Below are 18,354 nucleotides of genomic sequence, written 5' to 3'. Positions count from 1 at the left end.
AGGACTGCATTGGATGATCGGTGGTGCAGGACGATCGGGATTAAGCTGCCTTCTTGGCGGAAGGTGCTTTACCGAGCTTAGCTTGCTTTTCGACGAGATGAAGTTCGACGTTAAAACCCATCAACGCAATTCGGTCCGCCGCCGCGCGAAGGCTAACTTTGCTAAAGAAGGGGATGCCGAGAGCCCCGCTTCTTCGGTAGCGGAGTCGCAGAATTCCAAACACCACGGTGAATTGGGAAGCATCCGGCCTAGAACGTCCGCTCGGAAGCAATTTCTCAAAGCCAGCCTTCCGGTATTTTCGCTGACGTACAATTGCGTTGTCGCGAAATTCCTTCCGGAATTTCCCGTCACGGACAAATGACTCCGAGGCTACGATACCCTGGTTCCAGAGATGGCTGATCAAGTCTGAGGCGTGTCCGTCCTTGAGATGGATGAACTGTCGCTTCGTAGACAAGAAATCGCACGGCTCGAAGGACGCGCCCGGCATTCCTTCTGGACTGATTTTCACCTGATCCATGTTTAGGAGATCGGTGCGGCTATTGAGCTCGGCGATAAAGTCGCGCTCGTTCGTCGCGGTGGTCGATGCCACGAACGGAACCGGAGATACAAGTCTCGCAAAGCTTTTCTCAATGGCCGCGTAAAATTTCTTGTCAACAGAGAACCACTCGCCGCCAAACAGAACATAGATACTGCCGTGGTGGTCAACTTCGAAGACGAGGCAATCGTACAACTTTCGTTTCTGTTTTTTATCGAGTTCACCATTCCTGATGACCCGCACTTCGTGACTACTACGCAACGCTGCCATATCGGCAATGTCATTGAGTCGCCCGCCCTGCAACTCGTCCACGTAATCGTCGATCATTACCTGACTGAACGAAGGTTTCGCCCCAGGCTTCAGACCAATGCCGTAATAGCCGATCTCGACGCCCTCCTCCGGGTCGAGAATCTCGGGTAATGCCAAATGCAAGTCCGACGAGCCACCCTGTGCAAGGCTTTGAATCTCCGCAAATGCCAGTCCATCCAAGGTCTCGATCAGTGCCTTGTCTTGTACCGGTGCCACGAAATCGATGAAACCGAAGTCCGCTTTATAGTCCCGCGACTCGTAAAGTGTCAGGGCCTTCCTGCATTTCTCGCGGACGTCGCTCGAAGAGGTCTTGCTGTGCAGCGTTAGCATATCTTTGCCGGCAAGCGACCGCGCAAACGTCGTGTCCTTCGGCGACCCAGCCGCAAGCCGAACAAGATCGCGCTCGAAGTCGATCTTGAACCCTTCGAGATCGGCATCACGACTTGCTTGAACGCGCTTCAGGAACGTCGTCGCGTCCAACGTCGCCACATCAATGCCGCGAAGATTGGAGCGAGCGACAGCGTTTAATACCACACGGAGGCCGAAGCCCCGTTCAAAGGCATCGGCTTCCAAGGCGTGATGACCCGTCCCGAAGGTCAGCGCCATCGTTCTGGTGACCCCAGGATGCCCTTCCGCTTCGATTTTGAGAAAGAGGACTGCGCCGCAGCTCCGGTTGCGCAGCCGCAGGGGTCGACCGACCGCGAACTCACCGACGAAGGGAAGCCAGCTAGGTGCAGCGGCTGGGCCTTGTCCTATGAAAAGGCGCCCGTTTTCAGCGTCGACCTCGGTCAGCTCGTGGTCTTTGCGGAGGGAGGTTTCAACAGTTCGCGTAGCCCGCATGAGGCGTAGAGAGAGCGACATTGCCTTTGAAACAGCTGCTGTTGTCACGGATCCAGCCTTTCCACTTGCCACCCTATCTATCATTTGCTATCGTTTGATATCAGATAGCGAGGATTGATGCCAGCAATAGAATGGCTGTCTTTAGACGAAGCCGCAAACTTCTTGGGGATGGGAAAGACGGCTCTATATGCCGCCGCACGCGAAGGTCGTGTCCCGGCGCGCAAGCTCGGCAAGAAATGGATTTTCGAAAAGGCGGGCCTTGACCAATGGCTCAAGTCGGCGAGGCCGCCTGAATCCTTCTTTTTAGACATTGAGTTCAAAATCGACGGAAACGAATTCCTCCGTGACCCACAGCGTGAAGGTTACCTTCTGGCTTACGAATTCTTCCGGCAGGGCAAGAACAAAGCAATTATTCAAATACCTGTCGGTTGCGGCAAAACTGGTCTCGCGTCCCTATTGCCTTTCGGATTGTCCCAAGGGCGTGTCATCGTTATCGCTCCTAATCTCACCATTAAAACCGGTCTCTTCGAGGCAATGGACATCACTAATCGTCAGAAATGCTTCTGGCGAAAAGCTGGGGTGCTCAGCGCGGACCAGATGCTTGCAGGGCCCCTGGCATGCACGCTCGATAGTGGCAACATCAGCGTTGCCACTAAATCCCACGTCGTCATAACGAACGTCCAACAACTCGCCACAAGCGACGACAAGTGGTTAAACCAGTTTGCCGACGACTTCTTTGACATGATCATTGTCGATGAGGCCCACCACAGCGCCGCAGCCAGCTGGCAAAAGGTCATCGATCGGTTTCCGAAAGCCAAAGTTGTTCTACTGACTGCCACGCCGTTCCGCAGCGACCGGCAGGAACTCGATGGCACACTTGTGTTTCGATACCCGTTTCGCAATGCAACTCTGAAGGGATACATAAAGCGGCTTAAGGCGAGCTACGTTGCGCCGGCTTCAATAGAATTGAGTTTCTGTGACGCCCGAGGGCGCTCTTACGCCTTGGACGAAGTTCTAAAGCTGAAAGAGGAAGAGTGGTTTAGTCGGGGTGTCGCTCTTGCGAGGCCCTGCAATCAGCACATCGTCGATAGCAGTCTCCAGAAACTAGAAGAGCTTCGGCGAACGGGAACGCAACACCAGTTGATCGCTGTAGCGTGCTCAATCAACCACGCCAAGGAAATTCGGTCGCTTTACGGCGAACGCGGCTTCAGCGCCGAAGTCATTCACAGCAAGCAGTCCGAAGATGAACAGCAGGGCATACTGGCTCAGCTTCGTAACGGAAGTCTCGACTGCATCATCCAGGTCCAGATGTTGGGTGAGGGATTTGATCATCCTAAGCTCAGCGTCGCCGCAATCTTCCGTCCCTTCCGATCGTTGAGTCCATACATCCAATTCGTCGGTCGCATTATGCGGGTGGTGGTCCAAAACGACCCAGGGCATCCGGACAATGTAGGCCATATTGTCACGCACCTTGGCATGAACCTTGATGAGCGATTGAAAGAATTCAAGCAGTTCGAGAACGATGATCAGGCGTTTTGGGACAAGGTCATTGGGGGCGAAGAGCCTGAACTGCCACAGGAGATTCTCTCGGGCAATGCGCGCCTCCGAGCTTCGGATAGCGTGGTCGTGCACGGAGAGGTGGTGGAGTCTTTATGGGAAGAGGATTTTACGTCGGTCGAAGATCAACAAATCGTTGAGGATTTGCGCGAACGACTCGAGGCATACGGCCTTGATCCAAGTCGTGCAGAGGAGATGGTTCGCCAAGCGAAGCCGCCGGCCATGCGTAAAGGCGCTGCGGTACAACCATTCAGCATTCTGCCACAGCGCGAGCTTGAGGAAGCGCGGAAACGTCTCAATGAGCAGGCAAAAAGCTTGGCCAAAATTCTTCTCAACCATGTCGGTCTTGATATGGCCGGAACGGAGATGGCCTTCAAATATCGATCGCTGAAACTCAGCGGCAAGAGCAACTTCATTTGTGCATTGATGATGGTGAATAAAGAAGCGGAGAAGCGGCTTGGCAAGAAGCGGCAAGACGCATCGAGCGAGGAATTTCGCGTCGTTCTCGATAATCTTGATGATCTTCTTCAGACGCTCGTTCGACGGGTTCGGAAAGCGAAGGCTGACTATGACAAAAATAACACCTAGAGGACCCACACCCTCGCTCATCGGCGGTTCAAACGGCCGTCCAAAGCGGGTCGAGGTGAAGAAGCTCTCATCGTGTTATCGATGCAACGATTCCCTCGTGAAGGGGACTACCTGCATTGAGGTCCCCAAGCTTGGGGGCGCATATTCATCCGCTCGCCGCATGTGCGACGATTGTTTTAAACAGATGGTGGCGAAGACTGCTGAAGATTTAGCGGAGGTGGCGAGCCTTTAATACTGCTCAGGGCCTCGGCCCTTAGGACCTCCCCCCGCTTCACAGTTGATAGCAACGTGCTTGGAAGTCGCGATGGCCACTGGCCTGCGCGGTGGCGCGACCGCCCTAGCCGCAATGTTTACGCATATGCTTAAGCTCGAGAAGCTGCGACTCGATAAGGGGCAAAGCTCTCGCTTCGAGGATGGTAGCGTTGCTTTTCTCAAACGGCTGAAAGCGAGCTGGCAGGACTATCGCTATGAGTTCGATGTCCGCGCATCATACAGTCGGGGTTATCGCGGGCGGCGGCCTGCATCTATTGACGAGGGTCGACACAGATCTGCTGGAAGCCCGGGCAGTTCAGCTCCGGGTATCGGCAGCGCGTAACACTCGACCTACGCAGCGATATGGCCGGGTTCGACCGCCGCGGATGTGAGCTAACTCTGCCTGGGCGTTGCCGAATAGCGGCAATGATAGTGGTAGGTCGCATGACCTAGCCAATCTTTGTTGCTGTCTTCCCACGACTTCAAGCTGATTTCGAACCGGGGATACTGAGCTTCGTAAGCCTTTAGCGTTGGCGAACACTGCTCACCTTGATTATGGCCGCCACCCATCTCGGGCGAGTCATAGCCGGCCAATGTAGGGGCCGGTCCGGGGTCCGAAGCGCATGCATTCGCGGCCTCGCATCCTTTGTGAAGCTCATTTACGACCTTGTCGGTATTTTCCAAAAATGCGGCGAGGCCTGCAACAGCTGTGGCGCAACATGCCACAGCGCCAAACCATTTTGCTCTGCTCAAAGCATTCCCTTTGGTTACGCATCTACGTCCAGGGAACAAACGAGGAGTGCAGCCACAGAGTTCCGCCGCCAGGACTTCCAGACATCACGCCTGCGTAATAGCGCTATGGAGCGTGAGCGACTTCGCGCTGGCTGCCAAGAATCACAATCGTTTTGGCCTCCCAACTAGCCGCGCCCTGGATGCCATTGCTTCAAAATCCAAGCCATTAAACATCGACCAGTCGATCTCCTTCGGCAGCTCGAAATGAGCCAACTCCTGGCACTGCTTGCGGCGTAGCGCAGACTGCTGGCCGTAATTGCCGTGAACGTCGTTTGGCTCGTGGCCCATTTGCAGCCTCGTCGCCTCATCATCGAGGTCTTCTTCAATGAACATCTCTTTGGCACCGTGTCGAAGGGAATGAGCCACTTCGATATTCATACCAATGGCGCCTGCCTTCTTGAGGAGACGGTTCACCCGCTTTGAAGCAACATCGCCTGGATCAGTCGTACCTGACAACAAGCGAAAGATGAAGTTATCGCCCTGCGCGGCTGCCCACTCGACGAAACCGATACGACGGAAAAAATCATGCAGCACGAAGAAGCGCAGGCTCGCCTCTGTTTTGAAGCCGACGCGCTTGTACATCCCTTTTTCTTTGTCATAAACGATGCCGTTGACGCGCACGATGTCGACACCATGCTTGCGATCAATATCGCTGCCCCGGATGAACGGAAGGATTCCGATGCGGCGCGACGAGAGAAGGCACAAAGGGCCCAGCATCGCGTCATCCAGATAGCCGCTGTCGACGCCCAGTCTGAAGACCTTGTCAACTTTTTCGTAGTCGAGCGCTTCGCGTTTCACTGAAGGTTTGGCGTTGTCCGGCCAACGCACTCGGTAGCCCTCGAACGGATTGCGAAGTCGGTGCAAGCCAACGGCGCCGTTGATGATAGCTCGCACCGTTTGAACGTATCCATCTTGGATTGTTTTCAGGGCGAGAGGCTCGTAGCAGCTTTCAATCCTATTCTTTTCGATCGCTGCATGGATGCCCATCTGTCGGAGCTCTTCGGTATTTTCGCCTTCGCGCGAGAGCTCAACCGGGACGTACTGAAGCTCGTTGACGAAGTTCTGCAGGTCAATCGGCAAATAGCAATCGATCGGCCGATCTCCGACAAGAGCTTTGAAGGTTGCCGCACGCATCCGCCCCGTGCTTAGGGCACTGTCAGACGCTCCTCCGGCCTTTCGGAGCTCGAAATATTCGTCTTCTAGCTCACTGAACTTTGGCGCGGTCGAGGTTTCGACGTTAGGCGTAGCGACCGCATGCGCCGGCTCGGGCTTCACCGGCCTGAAGTCACGCGACCTGCGGCTGGTCGACGTTGCCGAGGTCTGCTCCAGAATTGCAAGTTGCCGGTCGGCGACTTCGGTCAACTTGCCGAGCACGTCTGAGAGCGGCTCACCGCTCGGGGCGATTCCTGCGCCAGCCCGCCAACGATTCCAGACGTCTTGCCGCAACAGGTCGGCTCGGGCCACAACCGTGGGATTGCCCGCTCCACCCCTGCTGACCTCCTTTTCGATCAGCACAGCCTCTTGAATCGAGGCGATGTCGCGAAGCGCGTCCGGCGAGAAATCCGGCCACGGAGCGGGATTGGCGATTTTAGCCGCCGCCGCCTCCAGGAAGGTGTGCATGTTCGCAAGGAATTCCTCAGGGCTGTTGCCCCTCGGAAACCCGACGTCACTGCACGGGATCTCGCCCCCGATGTCGGTACTCACCCCGCCTCTCCACTGGCTGAAGCCGGTCTGCGCCAACGCGCCCAGCCAAGACGCCCGCCGCTGCGCCTCACGATGCGGAAGCACCCCAAGACGCACCCGAATAGGAGCGCATGACGGCAGTCTGGCTGCAAGGTTTGAGGGGGGCCGAATCTGGAAGAAATACGTGGAAAGCCGGCGCACCAGATAGGTTGGCGCACGCCCCGGCCCTCTGGGCCAGCGTGCCGGGCCCTTGGACGCCCTTTCCTGGTGGACTACTTCGTGGACTACATTGGTGGATACACGCTTCGACACTTGCACACCTGGGGCAGGCCGGAAGCGTTGTTTTTCGAGATTTTCGCAGATCTAAAGTGGCGGCGAGGTGCGAATTAACTGGCGGAGAGGGAGGGATTCGAACCCCCGATAGGCTTGCACCTATGCCGCATTTCGAGTGCGGTGCATTCAACCACTCTGCCACCTCTCCTGAAGGCGCCAAGTAAGGAGCAGGGCCCCTGTGGTTGGGGGCGTTAATAGGCGAGGATGGCGGGCCAGACAAGGCGCGAAAGGGAAAATCCGCTGCCTCTTTCGCCCTGTCCTTCCAAACTCCGGAGGAACTGCCATGGAGCATCTCACGATCAGGGCCAATGGTGCCGACTTCCACCTGGTCCGCGCCGGACGGGGCAAACCGCTGCTTTTGCTGCACGGTTGGCCGGAATTCTGGCTGACCTGGGAGCCGGTGATGGCCCGGCTGGCCGATCGCTTCATGCTGATCGCGCCCGATCTGCGCGGCTTCGGCGACAGCGACAAGCCGGACGGGCCTTACGGGCCGGACGGCCATGCCTCCGACATGCTGGCGCTGATGGACGGGCTCGGCATCGAACGATTCGGGCTGGTCGGCCATGATGTCGGCGGCGCCGTGATGCAGCCCCTCGCCCGGCAGGCGCCGGAGCGGCTCGCCGGACTGTTTTTCTTCGATTTCGTCTATCCCGGCATCGGGCCGCGCATGGCCGCGCCCGATAGGCTCAACCACATCTGGTACCAGTCCTTCCAGCAGATGGAGATGGCGCCAAAACTTGTCGGCGCGAACCGCGAAAGCTGCCGGCTCTATATCGGCCACTTCCTCAAAGCCTGGGCGCATCGAAAGAACGCCTTCGACGATGTCCTCGACGCCTTCGCCGACAATTTTTCTAGGGAGGGCAACCTCGCCGGCGGCTTTGCGCATTATCGCGCGTCGCATGCCGGGCGTGTCGCGATGATGAAGGGCGAGGCCGTGCCGCTGCCGCCGATCGATGTGCCGACCTGCGTGCGCTGGGCCGAGCACGACCCGCTGTTTCCCTATGCCTGGACCGACCGTCTGGGAGAGACGTTTGGCGATCTCGATCTTGCGATGTTTCCTGGCGTCGGACACTTCCCGCATCGGGAAGATCCGGATCGCGCGGCCGCGGAGATCGGGGCGTTCTTTCAGCGCATCGGCTGGCGTTGAGGCCCAAACAGGCAGGGCTATCGCCTATCACAGCGGGAGGCTGCCGGACGAGCTCGGCCTGCATGGTTCGAGACGCCCGCTTTGGCGGGCTCCTCACCACGAGGGTCTAAAGTCTCGCCGCAAACCGTGACCTCATCCTGAGGGCCCGCTGTAGGCGGGCGTCTCGAAGGATAGCCGCAAGCAAGCTGCCCGCCACGTTTTTCTTCATACGCGATAGCCGTGCCCAAATCAGAGGTGGGACCGCCAGACGCGGTAAACACTGGCGGTCCCGTGCCGCTCATTGAAATACTGGCTGGGAAGGGCGGCTTCGCCGGCCAGGTGAGGCGACGATTCGATCCTAGCGTGCGGCCCGTGCGCGGCAACGCAATCCGGTCCTTAACCTAACCAGTCAAGGTTACTCCTTGTCATTCCTGCTCTTTTTCTTGTTGGTTTCCTTGCCGTTCTCCGTAGAGCCCCGGTCTTTTCCGTTGCTGCCCTCCTTGCGGCGGTTGGTGAAGCGCGCATTGCCGAGGCCGGTGCCGATGGTGAGCACGCCCCAGCGATCGACATCCTGCATGAACGGGATCTCGGAGAGGCCCTGAACCACGCCGTCATTGTGCATTACGATCGCAGTGTCGTGCTCACCAATCTCGGGGATAGCCTCGATCAGGCTCGCCGGCAGGTTGAACTTGCTGCTCTCCCAATTGCCGGGCAGATTCTGCGCGCCCTTTTCGATGGAGCCATCCTCGTTGATCACGCCGGGACAGGCTATTCCGATAAAGGGGGCGAGCTTGAATCCCTCGGCTTCGGCGTCCTCGATGAGGCCTTCGAGCATCTTGACCAGCCGCTTGACCGCAGCTTCGCGGCTGGGCTCATCATCGGCGTGGCGCCACAAATCGGATTTGAAGACGACGGCCTTGGACAGATCAGGCGCCTTCTTCCAACGGGTCTCGACGATCCCGCAGCGGATGTTGGTGCCGCCGATGTCGACGGCGAGGATGCTGTCATAGGCCTCGAAAATCCAGGACGGCGCGAGGTGCAGGGCCCCGATCAAGCCGGCATCATCCGGATCAAAGCGGATCGGCACCATGTCGATCTTGAAGCCTTCCGATTTCAGGATGATCTCGGCCCGGGCAATGGCAATTTCGCCGAGCCGGCTGGCGCGAAAGCCGCCGCCGACCACGATGCACTCGGTCTTGGCCCAGGCCTTGGTCTTGAGGAACCGCCGCGTGACATAAGCCAGCTGCTGCGCGAAGTCCTCGATCGCGCTGTGCACGACGGCCGTGGCCTCCGTATCGTCGCCGACCAGAACGGCATCGAGGGCCTTCTTGCTGATTCCATCGGACGGCTCGTCGCCAAAGGGATCCTCGCCGGTCTTGCGGAGGGGCTTTCGCCATTCTTCGAGGATCCCGCGAAACGCGCCCTTGCTGGCGCGATCGCCGAGAAAGCCGTCGTCGTCCTTGATCTCGATGTTGAAACTGTCGACGTCGACCGAGGGCAGACGGCTTGCCCCGTGCTGGGCAATTCCCGTCGTCTTGACCAGCTCGTCTGTTGCCATGATAGCCCCCTTGATGGCCCCTTGCCCGCGTATCCATTTGCGAGGACACAACGGCGGGGGAACCGGTTGGTTGCAGGCCGGCCGCAGATTCCGCGCAGGCATCGGAAGGGGCCAAATCCTTCAAATCCAGGCCTTTTCCCGCGGTTTTCCTTGACTCCCGGCGATCGGCGGCTATAAGTCCCACAACCGGCGCGGGGCGTTTCTCGCGCCGCTTGTTTTTGCGTGGGTTTTCAAAGGGATAATTCCCGCCCGCACAAAACTCGCATAAACCCATACTCGCATAAACCCGTAGCGACTGACAAAAAGCCGGCCCGGACAATCCGTCGCGAGGCCGGGATTGAACACGAAGGAAGAAAACGATGTTCGCAGTCATCAAAACCGGCGGCCGGCAGTACCGCGTCGTTCCGGATGATGTCCTGGAAGTAGGCAAGATCGAAGGCGAAGTCGGCTCGATCGTGCAGTTGAATGAAGTTCTGATGGTCGGCGGCGACACGCCGGTCCTGGGTCTGCCCACGGTGGCCGGTGCATCCGTGGCGGTCGAGGTGCTCGACCACAAGCGCGGGCCGAAGGTCATCGCGTTCAAGAAGCGCCGCCGCAAGAACTCGCGCCGTAAGCGCGGCTATCGCGACGAGATCACGGTGCTGCGCATCAGCGAGATCCTGACGGACAATGCCAAGCCCACCAAGGGCCCGCGCCCGAAGCGGGAAAAGGTCGTCAAGGAAACGGCCAAGGACGAAGCCGACGCCGCATAATTTGATCACGCCAATTCACGAATTGATGCGTGAGAAATTGTGAAATGATTCCGTCACGGAATTGATCTAGACATACGCAAGATTTTGGAGACGAGCCATGGCTCACAAAAAAGCAGGCGGTTCATCGCGCAACGGTCGCGATTCAAAGGGCAAGCGCCTCGGCATCAAGGCGTTCGGCGGGGAAGTCGTGATTCCCGGCAACATCATTGCGCGTCAGCGCGGCACCACCTGGCATCCCGGCCTTAATGTCGGCATGGGCACGGACCACACTCTGTTCGCCAAAATCGAGGGTCGTGTCACATTCCAGGCCAAAGCCAACGGCCGCACCTTTGTATCGGTGCTCCCGCTCGCAGAGGCGGCTGAATAGACGGTGGATCAAATTTCGAGTCCGCCGGGTCCCAGACCGAACCGGCGGAGTCCTTGAGATCATAGAGATCGAAGGCTCCAGGGGAGGCGGGGAAACCGGCCTCCCTTTTCGTTTGCGTGCTCACTTTTCACTTAGTGACTTCGACGGAGCCGGACATGTTGCAGGATTTTTCGAGCGTGACCTTGCGGGAGGCGAGACCAAGCGTCGTCGCCACCGAGCGGCTGACCTTGCGGCGGCCGACACTCGCCGACGTCAGGACCATCGCCCACCTCGCCAACGACCGCCGTGTCGCGGAAAACACCCGCCGCCTTCCGCATCCCTATTCGCAGGACGACGCCGTCGCATTCGTCCGCGCCACCGCCGCGCTCGGCAGCGAGACCGTGTTCCTGATCGAGCACGACACCGGACCGGTCGGCATGGTCGGCATCGACCGCTCCACGCCTGACAATGCCGAGCTCGGCTACTGGCTCGGCGTCGAGCATTGGGGCCAGGGCTTTGCCACCGAGGCCGCGCGCGGCGCGATCGACTTCTTCTTTGAGGAGTTCGAGGACGATCAGCTCTACGCCGGTGCGCGCGTCACTAATCCGGCGTCGCGCAACGTGCTGGAGAAGTGCGGCTTCCAGTGGAGCGGCGTGCAGCTGCATCGGTTCCTGGCGCTGGGGTCGTCCACGCCCGTCGACTGCTTCCGTCTCTCGCGCAGTGTGTGGGCGTCGCTGAAGAGCTGGAGCAGTGCAAGGCGCGTGAGATAAGGCACTACGCCGGCGGATTCACCTCTCCGCCGGCGTGGCCGAGATCGCGCTCACGCAAGTAGATATAGAACCCGGCGCCGATGATGATGGCGGCGCCGACGATGGTGGCGATCTCGGGAACGTCGCCGAACACGACGAAGCCGAAGATCACCGCCCAGACGATCATCGAATATTGATAGGGCACGACCACGCTGGCCGGCGCCAGCTTGAGCGAGCGGTTGACGCAGAACAGTGCCGTCACCGAGACGCATCCCGCCAGCGCGAAGATCACGAGGCTGCCTGATGTCGGCGGCACCCAGTGGAACGCCGACAGTACAGCGCCCAGCAAAAACGTGCCGACGAATTGCGACGACGCCATCACGATATCGGGCGTCTTGCGCAGGCTGCGTGTGATCAGCATCAGCGTTGCGAAAGAAAGGCTGCCGCCAAGCGCGATCAGCGCCGGCAGGCTGATCGTCTGTGCGGACGGCCGCAGCGCGATCAGCACGCCGCAGAAGCCGATCAGGATCGCCGTCCAGCGCCGCCAGCCGACCCTCTCGCCCAGAAAGATCGCCGACATCGCGGTGACGAAGATGGGGCCGGCGAGATAATAGGTGATGACGTCTGCGAGCGGCAGATAGACCGTCGCGAGGAAGAAGGCTGCCACTTCCAGCGTCGACAGCACGACGCGGAACAGCTGCAAACGCGGCCGCTCCAGATGCAGGAACTGATGACGCTGCCGCCAGACCAGCGGCGACAGCAGCAGCAGCGCCGCGCAGGCGCGCAGGAACAGGAGCTGTCCCACCGAGTACGTCCCGACCAGGAACTTGCCCATGGCATCGCCGAACGAGAACATGAAGATCGACAGCACCATCAGTGCAATGCCGGCCAGTCGCGCCGAGCGGTCGTCATAGGCGGAGAGATTCTTGAAGAAGGGCATTTCTCTCGTTCGTGGGAAAGCCGTCATTGCGAGGAGCTCTTGCGACAAAGCAATGACGAGCGGAGGGAGCATCAAGAACCGGCGACCATTCGCTTGCGGTCGTTTTAATCGCGTGGGCGCGCAGGACAAGCCCGCCTTGGGCGAATTGAACGCATTGTCGCACTGCGCGTCGCGCGATACGGATCATTCTTCGACTTTTTCTGATGGTGCAGCACATGACCGACTTCGATCCCTCCCGGCATCGCATGATCCCGGCGCAACGCTGGTTTGAGGATTTCGTGGTCGGTGAGCGCTTCGTGCTGCCGAGCCGGACCCAGACCTCGGCGGTGTTCGCGGCCTTCCAGACCTCGAGCGGCGACACCCATCCGGTGCACTACGACGTGGAGTATTGCCGCAGCCGCGGCATGCCGCAGCTGCTGGCGCACGGTTTCCAGACGCTCATTCATACCGCGCCCGGCGCGGGCCTGTTTCCGTTCATGGTCGAGGAATCCCTGGTCGGCTTCCTCGAGCAATCGAGCCGGTTCCTCAAACCTGTCTTCGCCGACGACACCATCTATCCCGCGCTCGAGGTCACCGAGTTGGTGCCGGGCCGCTCGACCGGCACGGTGACGCTCAAAAGCACCGTGTTCAACCAGCGCAGGGAGCTGGTGCTGGAGGGCGCGCAGAAATTCCTGATCCGGCGCCGCCCGGCTTGATCTCGGGGTTAAGCAAGCGCCTAAAATCGCAGAAATTCGGCCGATTTGCGGGTCAGTCCGGGTTGCCGCGCGGGACCGGCTGGCCTACCTATGGCCCATGAAATTCCTTGACGAAGCAAAGGTCTATATCCGTTCCGGTGACGGCGGGAACGGCTGCGTGGCGTTCCGCCGCGAAAAATTCATCGAGTTCGGCGGCCCCTCCGGCGGCAATGGCGGCCGCGGCGGCAGTGTCGTCCTCGAGGTCGCCGACGGGCTGAACACGCTGATCGACTACCGCTACCAGCAGCATTTCAAGGCCCAGAAGGGCGAGAACGGCGCAGGCTCCGACCGCCACGGCGCCAACGGCAAAAACATCGTGCTGAAGGTACCGATGGGCACGCAGATCTTCGACGAAGACCGCGAGACGCTGATCCACGACTTCACCAATGTCGGCGAAAAATTCGTGCTCGCCGAGGGCGGCAATGGCGGCTTCGGCAACGCGCATTTCAAGTCATCGACCAACCGCGCGCCGCGCAATGCCAATCCCGGCCAACCGGGCGAGGAGCGCTGGATCTGGCTGCGGCTGAAGCTGATCGCCGACGCTGGACTCGTCGGCCTGCCCAATGCCGGCAAGTCGACCTTCCTCAGCAAGGTCAGTGCGGCCAAGCCGAAGATCGCCGACTATCCTTTCACCACGCTGCATCCGCAGCTCGGCGTCGTGAATGCCGACGGCCGCGAATTCGTGCTGGCCGACATTCCCGGCCTGATCGAAGGCGCGCATGAAGGCGCCGGCCTCGGCGACCGCTTCCTCGGCCATGTCGAGCGCTGCCGTGTGCTGCTGCATCTCGTCGATGCGACCTGCGAACATGCCGGCAAGGCCTACAAGACGGTGCGCACGGAGCTCGATGCTTATGGCGGGCTGTTGACCGAGAAAATCGAGATCGTCGCGCTGAACAAGATCGACGCGGTCGAGCCGGACGAGCTGAAGAAGCAGAAGGACCGGCTCAAGCGCGCCGCCAAGAAGACGCCGCTGCTGCTCTCCGCCGTGACCGGCGATGGCGTCAAGGAAGCGTTGCGCGCGTTGGCTGACCTGATCGGCGAGAGTCCCGTCTCCACCAAGGCGAAGAGCGCGGCCGAAGCGGAGCCGTGGTCGGCCTGATTTGGTCGGCTTGATGTGGTCGGCCCAAGGGCCGCCCGATTGTGTTCGCTGACGCGATGGCGCAGCATCAACGATCAGAAACGGCAGGGGCGAAGCATGGCGCGCGCGAAGAACGTTCTCTGGATCATGTGCGACCAGCTTCGCTACGACTATCTCGGCTGCACCGGCCATCCCACGCTGAAGACCCCGAACATCGACGCCATGGCGAAGCGCGGCGTGCTCTTCCGCAAGGCGTATGTGCAGTCGCCGATCTGCGGGCCGTCGCGGATGTCGTTCTACACCGGCCGCTACATGCGCTCGCACGGCTCGCACTGGAACGGCTGGCCTTTGCGCGTCGGTGAGCCCACCCTCGGGGATCACCTGAAAAAGATCGGCGTGCGCAACGTGCTGGTCGGCAAGACTCACATGGCGCCTGATCTCGAAGGCATGAAGGCGCTGGGCATCCCGCCGGAATCGATGATCGGCGTGCACGTCGCAGAGTGCGGCTTTGAGCCTTATGAGCGCGACGACGGTCTGCATCCGACCGGCCGGCCGCGCCCGAAATACGACGATTATCTGCGCCAGCAGGGTTTTGAAGCAACGAATCCCTGGGAGCATTGGGCCAATTCCGGCGCCGCCGACGACGGCCGCTTGCAGAACGGCTGGCTGCTGACCCACGCCGACAAGGCCGCGCGCGTGCCGGAGGAGCATTCCGAGACGCCTTACATGACGCGGCGCGCGATGGACTTCATCACCGAGGCCGAGACCGACGGCAGGCCGTGGTGTCTGCATCTGTCCTACATCAAGCCGCACTGGCCTTATATTGCGCCCGAGCCCTATGCCAGCATGTATTCCACGGCGGATATGCTGCCGGTGATCCGCTCCGAGCGCGAGCGGCAGAATCCGCATCCGGTGTTCGGTGCGTATATGGACATGCGCTACTCCCGCAACATGGCGCGCGACGATGCCCGCGAGAAGGTGATCCCGACCTATATGGGCCTGATCACCCAGATCGACGACCAGATGGGCGTGCTGATGAAGTTTCTGGAGGAGCGCGACCTGCTGGAGACGACCATGATCGTGTTCACCTCCGATCATGGCGACTATCTCGGCGATCACTGGATGGGCGAGAAGGATCTGTTCCACGAACAGTCGGCGAAGATTCCGCTGATCGTCATCGATCCATCGAAGGAGGCCGACGCCACGCGCGGCACGCGCAGCGATGCGCTGGTGGAGGCGATCGATCTCGCGCCGACTTTCGTCGATTATTTCGGCGGCAAGGTGCCGGCGCATATTCTCGAAGGGCGTTCACTGCTGCCGCTGCTGCGCGGGCCGACGCCGAGCGATTGGCGCAAGGTCGCATTCTCCGAATATGACTACGCCATGCAGGACGTGCGGCTTAAACTGAACCAGCCGATCGAGCGCTGCCGGCTGTTCATGGTGTTCGACGGCCGCTGGAAATACATCCACGCTTCCGGCTTCCGCCCGATGCTGTATGATCTGGAGACCGATCCGGAAGAGTTTTTGGATCGCGGCGACGACCCGGAGTGCGCGGGCGTGATCGCGCGGTTGCAGGCCGAACTGTTCGACTGGGCGCTGCACCCGAACGACCACATCACCACCCCGCGCGAAAAGATCGCGAACTATGCGGACAACCAGCTTCAGGTGAAGGGCGGCATTTTGATCGGTGTGTGGGACGAAAAAGAGCTGGCCACCATTCGCGACGGAATCGAACAGCGCGCGAAACTCTAAAACCCTCATGGTGAGGAGGCGCGTAAGCGCCGTCTCGAACCATGCAGGCCCCCGCAGACAGCCGGGCCTTTCATCCTTCGAGACGCGCGTTCCGCGCACCTCAGGATGAGGGGATAGAGTGGTCGCGAACTCTAATTCTCGATCTTGTATCCCGTCGCCTTCACGATCGGCTGCCAGAACGCGGTGTTGGCGGCGAGCTCCTTCGACAGGCCGTCCGCGGTGCTGCCGATTGGGATCAGCCCGATTGCGGTGAGCTTCTCTTTCACCTCGGGCTTGGCGAGCGCGACGCTTGCGGCCACGCCGAGCTTGCTCGCGAACTCCGGCGAGCTGCCGGCGGGAAGCCACATGCCGTACCAGGCGTCGGCGACGAGATCGATGCCGCTTTCCTTCAGCGTCGGGACCTCCGGCGCGAAAGGCGAACGCTCTGCGCTTGAGACCGCAATGATCTTCACGCCCTTGGCACGATGCTGCGGCAGCGCATCCGCCAAGGTCGTGATGCCGAACGAGACATGGCCGCCAACGAGGTCGTTGAGGATCGGCGCGCTGCCGCGATAGGGCACGCGGGTCAAGGGAATGCCGATATCCTTCTCGAGCTTGGAGCCCATGAAATGCGGAATGGTGCCGTTGCTCGGCACCCCGAACGAGGTCTTGTCCGGATGCGCCTTCAGCCAGGCGACAAATCCCTTGAAATCCGCGGCATCGACGTCCGGACCGATCACGAGCGCAAATTCGAACCGCGCCAGCAGCGACACCGGCACGAAATCCTTGGCCGTGTCGAAGCTCGGCGTCGTCTCCACCATCGGCAGCAGGTACATGGTCGGCCCCGTCGTCACCAGCACCATGCTGCCGTCGGGGCTGCCACCCTTCACCGCCTTGATGCCGATCAGGCCATCACCGCCAGTGCGGTTCTCGACCACAACAGTCCGTTGCAGCGCCGGCGCCATCTCCTGCGCGATCAGCCGGCACAGGGTGTCGCCGCCCGCTCCCGCCGCGAACGGGAAGATGACCTTCGTCAGCCCGGCCTGCGCTTGGGCCTCGCCCGCCTGTGCCAGCAGCGGCAAACCGAAGCATCCGGCCATGAATTTGCGGCGATCCATTCGCTTCCTCTCCAGCCCATTATTGGTTGCGGGCATTAGAACCGGGTCGGCGTCCAACACAAGGCTCAAGACAAGGCCAACCTTCGCCGTTTACCATTCCACCCGCCTTGCGCCGGCCATCGTCCTGCTGCAAAAGCAGGCCTTACCGGCGCCGCCTGTCGCTCCGCCGTTTCCGATGCAGAGCAACTCGTCGCACGCGCCATGGTCAGCCCCGAACTCAGTCAATTCCGCCGCATCGTCGTCAAGGTCGGCTCGGCGCTGCTGGTCGATTCCGACAAGGGCGAGGTGCGCGCCTCCTGGCTCGCCGCGCTCGCCGATGACATGGCCAAGCTGCACCGCGAGGGGCGTGACGTGCTCGTCGTCTCCTCGGGCTCGATCGCGCTCGGCCGCAGCCGGCTGAAATTGCCGCGCGGCCCGCTGAAGCTGGAGGAGAGCCAGGCCGCCGCCGCCGTCGGCCAGATCGCGCTGGCACGGATCTGGTCGGAGGTGCTCGGCGCGCACGGCATCGGCGCCGGGCAGATTTTGGTGACGCTCCAGGACACCGAGGAGCGACGCCGCTATCTCAATGCACGCTCCACTATCGGCAAGCTGCTGGAGTGGCGCGCGATCCCTGTCATCAACGAGAACGACACGGTCGCCACCAACGAGATCCGCTACGGCGATAACGACCGCCTCGCCGCACGTGTCGCCACCATGGCGAGCGCCGATCTGCTGGTGCTGCTGTCTGATATCGACGGGCTCTACGACGCCCCGCCGAAGAACAACCCCAACGCAAAGCTCATTCCCGTGGTCGACAGCATCTCCTCGGAGATCGAGGCGGTGGCGGGCGACGCCGAGTCCGAACTGTCGCGCGGCGGCATGCGCACCAAGGTCGAGGCGGCCAAGATCGCGACGACAGGCGGCACGCATATGCTGATCGCCTCCGGCAAGATCGAGCATCCCTTGCAGGCGATCGCCGATGGCGGCCGCTGCACCTGGTTCCTGACGCCGGCCAATCCCATCACCTCGCGAAAGCGCTGGATCGCGGGCTCGCTGGAGCCGAAGGGCACGCTGACCATCGACGCCGGCGCAGTCGCCGCGTTGCGCGCCGGCGCCAGCCTGTTGCCGGCCGGCGTGATCAAGGTGGAGGGCCAGTTCGCCCGCGGCGACGCAGTGATCGTGCGCGGCCCCGACACCAGCGAGATCGGCCGCGGCCTGATCGCCTATGACGCCGACGACGCCGAGCGGATCAAGGGCCGCTCCTCCCCGGACGTGATGGCCATCCTCGGCATCAGCGGGCGGTCCGAGATGATCCACCGCGACGATCTGGTGCTGGGCGGGTAAGGGCCGAATT

The 18,354-nt window shown here is 60.8% G+C and carries 14 protein-coding genes and 1 tRNA gene; 9 read left to right on the top strand and 6 right to left on the bottom strand.

Annotated elements, in window-relative coordinates:
- Nucleotides 1-40: 40 nt before the first annotated feature.
- The gene (locus IVA80_RS29415) at nt 41-1,732 is read right to left on the bottom strand and encodes a DUF6119 family protein (RefSeq protein ID WP_247438135.1); all 1,692 of its coding nucleotides are present in this window, start codon (nt 1,730-1,732) and stop codon (nt 41-43) included.
- 69 nt (nt 1,733-1,801) lie between these two features.
- On the opposite strand from IVA80_RS29415, the gene IVA80_RS29410 reads away from it, so the two are divergent.
- Complete coding sequence (locus tag IVA80_RS29410; RefSeq protein WP_247438133.1) at nt 1,802-3,829, top strand: DEAD/DEAH box helicase family protein; 2,028 nt, start codon at nt 1,802-1,804, stop codon at nt 3,827-3,829.
- A 1,146-nt stretch (nt 3,830-4,975) separates the two neighbouring features.
- Here IVA80_RS29410 and IVA80_RS29405 read toward each other — a convergent pair.
- Nucleotides 4,976-6,577: a hypothetical protein gene (locus tag IVA80_RS29405; RefSeq protein ID WP_247438131.1), complete on the bottom strand. Its 1,602-nt coding sequence runs from the start codon at nt 6,575-6,577 to the stop codon at nt 4,976-4,978.
- A gap of 370 nt (nt 6,578-6,947) precedes the next feature.
- Nucleotides 6,948-7,037, bottom strand: a tRNA-Ser gene (locus IVA80_RS29400).
- Nucleotides 7,038-7,172: 135 nt separating this feature from the next.
- Here IVA80_RS29400 and IVA80_RS29395 point away from each other — a divergent pair.
- Nucleotides 7,173-8,036 (top strand): alpha/beta hydrolase, encoded by an 864-nt coding sequence (locus IVA80_RS29395; protein WP_247438129.1) that lies wholly within the window; start codon nt 7,173-7,175, stop codon nt 8,034-8,036.
- Nucleotides 8,037-8,430: 394 nt separating this feature from the next.
- Here IVA80_RS29395 and IVA80_RS29390 read toward each other — a convergent pair whose 3' ends face one another.
- The gene (locus IVA80_RS29390) at nt 8,431-9,573 is read right to left on the bottom strand and encodes an ROK family protein (RefSeq protein WP_247438127.1); all 1,143 of its coding nucleotides are present in this window, start codon (nt 9,571-9,573) and stop codon (nt 8,431-8,433) included.
- Nucleotides 9,574-9,932: 359 nt separating this feature from the next.
- Here IVA80_RS29390 and rplU point away from each other — a divergent pair, with 359 nt between their 5' ends.
- From rplU to IVA80_RS29375, 3 genes are all read left to right on the top strand, one after another.
- Nucleotides 9,933-10,325, top strand: coding sequence for a 50S ribosomal protein L21 (rplU, locus tag IVA80_RS29385; RefSeq protein WP_247438125.1), 393 nt, complete (start codon nt 9,933-9,935; stop codon nt 10,323-10,325).
- Between the two features lie 97 nt (nt 10,326-10,422).
- Entirely contained in the window at nt 10,423-10,692 is a 270-nt protein-coding gene (gene rpmA / locus IVA80_RS29380; RefSeq protein ID WP_008137923.1) for a 50S ribosomal protein L27, read from the top strand.
- A 155-nt stretch (nt 10,693-10,847) separates the two neighbouring features.
- Nucleotides 10,848-11,441, top strand: coding sequence for a GNAT family N-acetyltransferase (locus IVA80_RS29375; RefSeq protein ID WP_247438123.1), 594 nt, complete (start codon nt 10,848-10,850; stop codon nt 11,439-11,441).
- A 4-nt stretch (nt 11,442-11,445) separates the two neighbouring features.
- Here the strand turns inward: IVA80_RS29375 and IVA80_RS29370 are convergent, their stop codons facing one another.
- On the bottom strand, nt 11,446-12,360 hold the full coding sequence (locus tag IVA80_RS29370) for a DMT family transporter (protein WP_247438121.1): 915 nt from the start codon (nt 12,358-12,360) through the stop codon (nt 11,446-11,448).
- Nucleotides 12,361-12,575: 215 nt separating this feature from the next.
- Between IVA80_RS29370 and IVA80_RS29365 the strand changes: the two genes are divergently transcribed.
- The 3 genes from IVA80_RS29365 (at nt 12,576) to IVA80_RS29355 (ending at nt 15,924) form a co-directional block, all read left to right on the top strand.
- Nucleotides 12,576-13,055: a MaoC family dehydratase gene (locus IVA80_RS29365; protein WP_247438119.1), complete on the top strand. Its 480-nt coding sequence runs from the start codon at nt 12,576-12,578 to the stop codon at nt 13,053-13,055.
- Between the two features lie 97 nt (nt 13,056-13,152).
- A complete protein-coding gene (gene obgE / locus IVA80_RS29360) occupies nt 13,153-14,193 on the top strand; it encodes a GTPase ObgE (protein ID WP_247438117.1) in 1,041 nt (346 codons plus the stop codon).
- 96 nt (nt 14,194-14,289) lie between these two features.
- Nucleotides 14,290-15,924, top strand: a complete 1,635-nt coding sequence (locus tag IVA80_RS29355) for an alkaline phosphatase family protein (RefSeq protein ID WP_247438115.1) — start codon at nt 14,290-14,292, stop codon at nt 15,922-15,924.
- Nucleotides 15,925-16,055: 131 nt separating this feature from the next.
- Here the strand turns inward: IVA80_RS29355 and IVA80_RS29350 are convergent, their stop codons facing one another.
- A complete protein-coding gene (locus IVA80_RS29350; RefSeq protein WP_247438113.1) occupies nt 16,056-17,021 on the bottom strand; it encodes a Bug family tripartite tricarboxylate transporter substrate binding protein in 966 nt (321 codons plus the stop codon).
- A gap of 201 nt (nt 17,022-17,222) precedes the next feature.
- Here IVA80_RS29350 and proB point away from each other — a divergent pair, with 201 nt between their 5' ends.
- The gene (gene proB, locus IVA80_RS29345; protein ID WP_247438111.1) at nt 17,223-18,344 is read left to right on the top strand and encodes a glutamate 5-kinase; all 1,122 of its coding nucleotides are present in this window, start codon (nt 17,223-17,225) and stop codon (nt 18,342-18,344) included.
- The last annotated feature ends 10 nt before the right edge of the window (nt 18,345-18,354 follow it).

The organism is Bradyrhizobium sp. 139, from assembly GCF_023074175.1.
Lineage (GTDB): Bacteria > Pseudomonadota > Alphaproteobacteria > Rhizobiales > Xanthobacteraceae > Bradyrhizobium.
The sequence above is the reverse complement of the archived record's forward strand: the minus strand, read 5'-3'. Positions and strand labels throughout refer to the sequence as shown.

What these genes read in the sequence shown, in the direction of transcription:
- IVA80_RS29410 (WP_247438133.1), top strand. Translation starts at nt 1,802, where the DNA reads ATGCCAGCAATAGAATGGCTGTCTTTAGACGAAGCCGCAAACTTCTTG.
- IVA80_RS29395 (WP_247438129.1), top strand. Translation starts at nt 7,173, where the DNA reads ATGGAGCATCTCACGATCAGGGCCAATGGTGCCGACTTCCACCTGGTC.
- IVA80_RS29390 (WP_247438127.1), bottom strand. Translation starts at nt 9,573, where the DNA reads ATGGCAACAGACGAGCTGGTCAAGACGACGGGAATTGCCCAGCACGGG.
- rplU (WP_247438125.1), top strand. Translation starts at nt 9,933, where the DNA reads ATGTTCGCAGTCATCAAAACCGGCGGCCGGCAGTACCGCGTCGTTCCG.
- rpmA (WP_008137923.1), top strand. Translation starts at nt 10,423, where the DNA reads ATGGCTCACAAAAAAGCAGGCGGTTCATCGCGCAACGGTCGCGATTCA.
- IVA80_RS29375 (WP_247438123.1), top strand. Translation starts at nt 10,848, where the DNA reads ATGTTGCAGGATTTTTCGAGCGTGACCTTGCGGGAGGCGAGACCAAGC.
- IVA80_RS29370 (WP_247438121.1), bottom strand. Translation starts at nt 12,360, where the DNA reads ATGCCCTTCTTCAAGAATCTCTCCGCCTATGACGACCGCTCGGCGCGA.
- IVA80_RS29365 (WP_247438119.1), top strand. Translation starts at nt 12,576, where the DNA reads ATGACCGACTTCGATCCCTCCCGGCATCGCATGATCCCGGCGCAACGC.
- obgE (WP_247438117.1), top strand. Translation starts at nt 13,153, where the DNA reads ATGAAATTCCTTGACGAAGCAAAGGTCTATATCCGTTCCGGTGACGGC.
- IVA80_RS29355 (WP_247438115.1), top strand. Translation starts at nt 14,290, where the DNA reads ATGGCGCGCGCGAAGAACGTTCTCTGGATCATGTGCGACCAGCTTCGC.
- IVA80_RS29350 (WP_247438113.1), bottom strand. Translation starts at nt 17,021, where the DNA reads ATGGATCGCCGCAAATTCATGGCCGGATGCTTCGGTTTGCCGCTGCTG.
- proB (WP_247438111.1), top strand. Translation starts at nt 17,223, where the DNA reads ATGGTCAGCCCCGAACTCAGTCAATTCCGCCGCATCGTCGTCAAGGTC.